Below are 6940 nucleotides of genomic sequence, written 5' to 3'. Positions count from 1 at the left end.
CTTAATAATCGGAAAGATATTAGCTCTTATTTTCCCAAATAATTCTCATTTGCAAACCTAAAGGACGGTAGGCATGGAGTCGAAGGCCATTCATTTCGTTGTGGCCTACATTTCGACTTCGCTCAATGTGACAAATTGCACTTTTGAGACAGCCTCTAAGGGGGATCTAAAAGATTTCTATTTTGAAAAGAATAAAAGAAATAATTAAAATTTTGATTCAGAAAAATCACAAAAAGTAGAGATTGAAAATTGAAGTGAACCAAAAGGCAATTTTCAATGCTTAAATAAACAATAAACACCTATCATTTCTCCCAATTAAATCTATCCTGATTTAATTTTCCATCAGTTTATGAGCCTCAGATCCCTTCAAAATATCAGCTTTCTCAGTTTAATTTTTATACTGATAAGCTTCAATTCCTTTGCCCAAATCATCAAAGCTCCGGTTTGGAGTAGTAGGATTGAACCCGCAAATCCTCAGGTAGGAGAAGAGGTAAAGCTGATTTTAGAAGCTGAAATCCCTGCGGGTTGGTATGTATATGGAACCAGCTTTGACCCAAATCTGGGCCCTTTATTGACCACCTTAAAACTCAGCAATTCTGATGCTTATGTAGCCAAAGGTAAACTTCAGGAAGTAGGCGCTAAGAAAAAATACGAGGATGTCTGGGAAGGTGAGGTAACGTATTTTATCAAAAAAGGGGTTTTTGAGCAGAGTTTGGTCCTTTCTAAAACAACCGGGGAAATTCGCGGAAGCTTAGAATATCAGATGTGCTCTGACTTGACGGGGCAATGCATCAATTACGAGGAAGAAATTATCCTTGACTTCAACGCTCAGCTAAATGCATCTGAAACAACAAACACAACTGAAACAGCTAATCTAAATCCAGCGGATAGCGGGCTATTTAATTTAGCAGAGGAGGAGGTTTTACCGGCAGATGAAACGGCAGAGAGAACTCCCGCTCAAGAGCAGGTGATTACCACAGAAGTGGAAGGAACAGAAAACCCCAGTTTATGGGGCTTTATCGTCTTGGCCTTTTTAGCTGGACTGGCAGCTCTTTTGACTCCCTGTGTTTTCCCGATGATTCCAATGACCGTCAGTTTTTTCACCGGAAGAGCTAATACCAAGGCAGCAGGAATTCGAAATGGCTTTATTTATGGACTTTCCATTATTGCTATTTACACAATTGCGGGCACTGCTGTAGCAGCTATTCAAGGACCGGAGTTTGCAAACTGGCTGGCGACCCATTGGCTTCCCAATCTCTTTTTCTTCGGAATTTTCATTGTTTTTGCCTTAGCCTTTTTGGGTTTATTCGAAATTACCTTGCCTTCTTCCTTAGTGAATAAGGTAGACGCCAAAGCTGAAAAAGGAGGCTTAATCGGAATTTTCTTTATGGCCTTCACTTTGGTCTTGGTTTCATTCTCCTGTACCGGTCCAATTGTAGGTTCCATTTTGATTTCTTCCGCTGGAGGAGAATTGATCAAACCAATTTTAGGCATGTTCTCTTTCTCCCTGGCATTTGCAATTCCATTTACTCTTTTCGCAGTTTTCCCGGGCTGGATGAGCAGTCTTCCAAAGTCCGGAGGATGGTTAAACTCTGTCAAAGTAGTTTTAGGCTTTTTGGAGCTTGCTCTGGCCTTCAAATTTTTATCCATCGCAGATCAGGTCTATCATTGGGGCATACTAGACCGAGATATTTTCTTGGTAATCCACATAGTCATCTTCTTTGCGCTCGGCTTGTATCTCTTAGGGAAAATCAAATTACCACACGACTCTCCGCTAGATTTCATAGGTGTTCCCAGGCTATTGCTGGCATTGCTCAGTATGATGATTGCCGTTTACATGATCCCCGGACTTTGGGGAGCTCCTTTGAAATATTTGAGCGGATATTTACCTCCCCTTACTTCTCAGCAGTTCAAAATAAACGGTGCAGCTGCTTTGGGTGAGTCGTCCCAATATATTTTAGATGAGCCAGTCGTTTATTCGGATTTATTGGAAATTCCTCATGGCATCAAGGGCTATTTTGATTATGAGCAAGGTTTAAAGGCCGCAAAAAAAGCCAATAAACCCTTATTGATTGATTTTACGGGTCATGGATGCGTGAATTGTCGCAAAATGGAGGAAAATGTGTGGCTGGACCCGGAAGTTCTGAGAAGGCTGAAGGAGGATTTTGTGATGGTTGCGCTGTATATCGATGAACGACTGGAGCTTCCTGAAAGTGAATGGTACATTTCAGAATACGATGGGAAAGTGAAAAAAACCTTGGGCAAGCAAAATGCCGATTTCCAAATCACCCGCTTTCAAAACAATGCGCAACCCTACTATGTGATCTTGGATCATGAAGAAAATTTGCTAGTGAATCCCCGTTCCTACGATACCAGTATTCCGGCATTCATTGAATTTTTGGATAGGGCAAAAGCAGAATTTGAAAAAAGGAACTAGGGAAAAAATGCTATAAGCAAGAGTTTTCTTTGATTAGCTCCAGTGCTTTGGGGAATTTATCTTTCATGAATTCCAAATGCTCCTCCATTATATCTATTTCCACTTCTAGTTTTACAGAGTTTTCCCCTTCTATAAGCTTATAGGTTTCGGTGGCTCCTGACCATGTTTTGGTTTCTTCATCTATAGGCTGGGGTTTTGCATCTGTCACTTTCCCGATATGCTTGAAAGATATGATGGAAAAAGGAAAGTATTGCTCAATCTTACTGTAAATGCCATTTTGATCTGGTCCGAGGAAATGTACAATTCCTCCCTCTTCCCAAATTTCAGCGAGCATATAAGATCCTTCCAAAAAGGCGGCTGACCATTTTCTATAGTTCGCATCCTCCCAAAGAGCTTTCCAAACACTGGATTTTTCAGCTGGGATATCTATGGAAAATATGAGTCGATTGAGCATCTATTTTGAAATTTGATTTGACCCTTTAAGGAAGGGTTTCTAGTAATAATTGAAGATGTTTTTTTGGGAATTTATGTTAACGTTTTGTGTTTATGACGACTGACTGCGGCTTTCGAAGCCGTCATTGTCCCCGGTGGGCGGATGAAATTAGTAAAACCGAACTACATTTCAACCTGTCACCCACAGCTGGGATAAACACGGTGTTGTAGGTAGGGGGGGTTCGTCAGACTGTAATATTTAATAGAGTCTTTGTTTTTCGATAAAAGTCGAAATTGTCAAATGAGTCTTTATTTGCCGTTGAATTCAAGGTCATGACAGAACCGTACTCTATAACACCGTCAAACGTTATTGTTAGCGGTTAGAAAATCATAATCTGTTCTTTTAATCGGTAAGGTTGTCCTGATTCTTTTTTGCGGCCATTCCTCCAAGTATGACCCAATTGTCTTGATATTTTTTCCAAGTATGAGTAAACTTATATGTTTCCTTTCTTACTATTTCATTTTCTCTATTAGTCCAAATTTCATCCGCATCGTAGAATACGATAACTACATCATCAATGGCATTAGAGGCTCTTTTATAAAGTTTGTAACTGAATGTTAAACTAGAGTCTTTGTGTAGCTCAGGTATCCATATAGCTATTTTACTTTTGGTCGAGACTCCGTCACCAAAACTTGGGTAGCCAACAAAGTCGTCATGCCACAACTTTTTGTAAGTAGCGGTATCAATTTTTTGTACATAGTCCCAATACCTTTCTTCCATTTGCCAAGCTTGGTTTTCCATATTTTCCTTGGTCAGTGTCGGCAATGGTACTATTTCATTTTGAAAGTCTTTATCGGTTTCTTTGCAACCTGTCACAATAGATGATAACAATATTGCAAATAGTCCAAAGACTAGTAATAGATTTTTCATTTTTACTCCTTTCATACCAAAATTGTCTAATCGTTGTACTTATTGCTAAGTTCTTATAGTTTGAAACGGGATTCAGCTTGGAGACGGCGGGCATTCGGAGCCATTCCCTTCCAGCCTACTCCTAACTTCTTAAAGATAGTAAACTTTCAATTTACTTTGATCCGCCCGCTGTATCCAAGGTGATGTTGTGGCATCGTTTTTTTCAAGTGGATAATGGATTTATTCTTAATTGACCACCAACAGCTTTTAATACTTTCATTATTGTTTCAAATTGGGGCTTCGATCCTGTTGATAGGGCTTTATACAAACTTGGCCTACTCATCCCTGTTTCTTCCGCTATTTTGGACATCCCAATTGCTTTTGCGATGTGCCCAAGCGCAACAACTACATCATCATTATCCCCTTCCTCCAAAACAGAATTCAAATACTCAGCAATCATTTCCTTACTGTCCAAATAGTCCGTGATATCAAATTTTGATGTTTCCATTTTTTACTTTTTTATCCTTTTCCAAATTTCCTTTGTTCTTTTGTTGAGTTGATTTTTCTCCACCTACTAGAAGAATAATGATTTTCCCTTCTCTTTCCTTGAAGTAGATTCTATATCCTTTAGCATAGTCTATCCTTAATTCATGAATCCCTTCACCTACGGGTTTACAATCCCCGAAATGTTCATCAATTTCAAGTTTTTGGATCCTGAACAAAATTTTCGCTTTTGCTCTTAAATCCTTCAATTTTCTCAACCACTTGTCAAACTCAACAGTCTTTTCAATAAAGTACATCTACCTATCTGTATTCATTTGGATACAAAACTACATGTTTTTTCTAGATTTAAAAAGTTACTTCGAATATACTTGGGGTCTTTTAAAATGTGCCACAACGGTCAAGTATAAGCGTTGTGCGGGATTTGGGAGCAATTCACTTACCGCTTACCGCAAAGTATCTTTGGAGCAAAAATGCCTAATTTTAGCTGTTCAGCCCGCATTACGCTTATACAATGTTGTAGTGCGTTTATTCATTTTCAGTTCTTTATCGTCCATGTTGTGCAGTTCAAGAGACCACCATGAAACCCGATTTCATTGTAATTTATCGTCTCAATCTTTCTGTCCGGGAAAATCTCTCTGAACTTGTCGTAAACTTCTTGGTCTTTGTTCTGCTCTGTTTCAAATATTGGTAGCACAATTAAGTCTTGGATTTCCAAATAATTCACATAACACCCAATTGCATGGTCAGGGTATTTCTTTTCTTTATGGTCGAGAAACGGAATGTCGATATAGTCAATGCCTTTTTCCTTTAGGACTTTGTTAATCCCATCCTTCCAATATTTAAATTCCTGTTCTCGGTTATTTCCAAGTAATATGTTGTGGTCAACAAATCGAAGCATTCCGTCTGCATGACCTGTCATATCAGATTTTATTTGCGGAATAACGATTATCTCTACTTCAAGAAGCTTTTCAATTTCAGAAATCAGTTTAGTTTTACTTGAATATTCTGGGTTCTCTTCAAAAACTCGGTCAGTAATAATTGCCCTGTCTGACCAATTCACAACATTGCCACCGTCAAGGTTGATTTTGGAAAATTGAGGTCGAATGTTGTTGGCTTTACAAACTTCTTCTGGGTCTGATTGAATTTCTAAGTCGTCTTTTAGGTAAGAAGGTTCATAACGGAATTGGACAAACTTTCCCTTTTCAATCTGAATAGGCATGTAGTCTCTGCACCAAATGTCTTTTGTCGCTTTTAAAAAGTCATATCTTTTGGAGTGCTTTTCAAGAATTTCGGATAAAGCATTGCAGGTCTTGGTAAACCGCTTGTCAGACCGCAGTTTTTCAGAAAAATAAACCGTATTTGCTTCTTTACCTGTTACCATTGCTCAAAATTGATTTGAAATAGTTTTTCATGGCAGGAACAAAAAACTTACGCCAATCATCTTCGGAAATCAAGTTGCTTTTAGCATTGTTGCAAAAAGGGCAGGAGAGAACAGAGTTGTCGAAAGTGTAACCTTTGTTTGGGTTAAGTTTTTCAATTTCCATAGTTCCTTTCGACCTTTTCGTTTTCTGATTGAGGGTTAATTTACCATTTCTTGATTCTACAATTCTGTGAAGCTCTAATTGATTTATTCCGCAATAATTACAGGATTCCTTTTGCGTGGCATACCACTCTAAAAGCGGTTTTGGATTTTCAAAAAGTTCCTTTCTTTGCTCGTTAAAATATCTTGAATACAATTCATTGAATTTCTTATAATCAGTCCTTAGCTGGTTTAATTTTTCTTTGTTTATTTCAAGTTCGGTTATGTAGAAATCGTCCAAAGACTTGTATTTCGTTCGAGCCGTTCCATCTGTCCATTTTTTATATTGATCTATTTTAGAGAATTCATGAATCCGCTCTGTGTAACATAACTCAAAATACTTGTCATTTAGGTTCATGGGTATCTTTTTTAAATGCACTACAACGGTTTTGGCTATGGCAAGTGCGGGATTTCAAGGCACTTACTTGTCCGATTAGCAGTTGGTTTATTTTGTGTAATTACTTTCATTTTAGCACTATATCCCGCATTTGCTATAGTTGTAGCACGTTTTCATTCTATTTTTTCTTTGTCCACCAATTTTGTCAAGTCGGTGTGATAATATTGTTTCTCGCCAATCTTGTCTTTTGGCACAATTTCAAATGATAGCGACCTAATTTCTTCCTTTTTATCGGAACTGGCAGAAGTTCCAAGTGCAAAAAATGTCGATGGGTTAAATCCCACACTTTGTTCGGTTAAGTCTTTTCCGTTTTCGTCAACTACAATTGGTTTAGAATACAATTTTTTAAAAGTCCATTCATTTAAATATCCAATTCCGTTTGAGTCAACTGTCAAAATGTTCTCAGATACGTTTGATTTTACGAGGTTGATTTGTCCTGTGTAATTTTCTGGAACGACAATTTTCAGAGTCGGTGAGTAGAGCTGGTAATGGAAAACAGTAAATGCTAATGCGGTTAAAGTGAAATAAATCGTCCAAAAAGGAAGTTTTTTTGCAATCAATTTAGTCAACCAAGTCAAGATTAGTCCGCCAACCAAAATCAAGACTATTACCATTCCACCGAGAAATAGTCCTGACAAAAACATTCCGCCTGGAACATTGAAGGCTTCCCTCTTTTTGGAC

General features: G+C 38.2%; 8 protein-coding genes. 1 reads left to right on the top strand and 7 read right to left on the bottom strand.

The window, feature by feature from the left end; genetic code table 11:
- The first annotated feature begins 349 nt into the window (after window positions 1–349).
- On the top strand, window positions 350–2437 hold the full coding sequence (locus tag B2906_RS07780) for a protein-disulfide reductase DsbD family protein (RefSeq protein ID WP_286937146.1): 2088 nt from the start codon (window positions 350–352) through the stop codon (window positions 2435–2437).
- Between the two features lie 10 nt (window positions 2438–2447).
- On the opposite strand, the gene B2906_RS07775 is transcribed toward B2906_RS07780, so the two are convergent.
- The 7 genes from B2906_RS07775 to B2906_RS07745 form a co-directional block, all read right to left on the bottom strand.
- Window positions 2448–2891, bottom strand: coding sequence for a hypothetical protein (locus tag B2906_RS07775; protein ID WP_219957485.1), 444 nt, complete (start codon window positions 2889–2891; stop codon window positions 2448–2450).
- Between the two features lie 381 nt (window positions 2892–3272).
- Entirely contained in the window at window positions 3273–3815 is a 543-nt protein-coding gene (locus B2906_RS07770; protein ID WP_286937143.1) for a nuclear transport factor 2 family protein, read from the bottom strand.
- A gap of 187 nt (window positions 3816–4002) precedes the next feature.
- The gene (locus B2906_RS07765; RefSeq protein ID WP_286937131.1) at window positions 4003–4287 is read right to left on the bottom strand and encodes an addiction module antidote protein; all 285 of its coding nucleotides are present in this window, start codon (window positions 4285–4287) and stop codon (window positions 4003–4005) included.
- The gene (locus tag B2906_RS07760; protein WP_286937128.1) at window positions 4268–4579 is read right to left on the bottom strand and encodes a type II toxin-antitoxin system RelE/ParE family toxin; all 312 of its coding nucleotides are present in this window, start codon (window positions 4577–4579) and stop codon (window positions 4268–4270) included. Before B2906_RS07760 ends, B2906_RS07765 begins: the two co-directional genes overlap by 20 nt.
- 239 nt (window positions 4580–4818) lie before the next feature.
- Window positions 4819–5664 (bottom strand): agmatine deiminase family protein, encoded by an 846-nt coding sequence (locus tag B2906_RS07755; protein ID WP_286937118.1) that lies wholly within the window; start codon window positions 5662–5664, stop codon window positions 4819–4821.
- Complete coding sequence (locus tag B2906_RS07750) at window positions 5651–6220, bottom strand: hypothetical protein (protein ID WP_286937093.1); 570 nt, start codon at window positions 6218–6220, stop codon at window positions 5651–5653. Before B2906_RS07750 ends, B2906_RS07755 begins: the two co-directional genes overlap by 14 nt.
- A gap of 152 nt (window positions 6221–6372) precedes the next feature.
- Window positions 6373–6940: hypothetical protein (locus B2906_RS07745; RefSeq protein ID WP_286937088.1), on the bottom strand; the 568-nt coding region annotated here is incomplete at its 5' end.

The organism is Algoriphagus sp. UBA3586, assembly GCF_002376385.1.
GTDB classification, from domain to species: domain Bacteria; phylum Bacteroidota; class Bacteroidia; order Cytophagales; family Cyclobacteriaceae; genus Algoriphagus; species Algoriphagus ornithinivorans.
The sequence above is the reverse complement of the archived record's forward strand: the minus strand, read 5'-3'. Positions and strand labels throughout refer to the sequence as shown.

Coding starts and splice junctions, on each gene's coding strand:
- B2906_RS07765 (WP_286937131.1), bottom strand. CDS start 4,287: ATGGAAACATCAAAATTTGATATCACGGACTATTTGGACAGTAAGGAA.
- B2906_RS07750 (WP_286937093.1), bottom strand. CDS start 6,220: ATGAACCTAAATGACAAGTATTTTGAGTTATGTTACACAGAGCGGATT.
- B2906_RS07770 (WP_286937143.1), bottom strand. CDS start 3,815: ATGAAAGGAGTAAAAATGAAAAATCTATTACTAGTCTTTGGACTATTT.
- B2906_RS07775 (WP_219957485.1), bottom strand. CDS start 2,891: ATGCTCAATCGACTCATATTTTCCATAGATATCCCAGCTGAAAAATCC.
- B2906_RS07780 (WP_286937146.1), top strand. CDS start 350: ATGAGCCTCAGATCCCTTCAAAATATCAGCTTTCTCAGTTTAATTTTT.
- B2906_RS07755 (WP_286937118.1), bottom strand. CDS start 5,664: ATGGTAACAGGTAAAGAAGCAAATACGGTTTATTTTTCTGAAAAACTG.
- B2906_RS07760 (WP_286937128.1), bottom strand. CDS start 4,579: ATGTACTTTATTGAAAAGACTGTTGAGTTTGACAAGTGGTTGAGAAAA.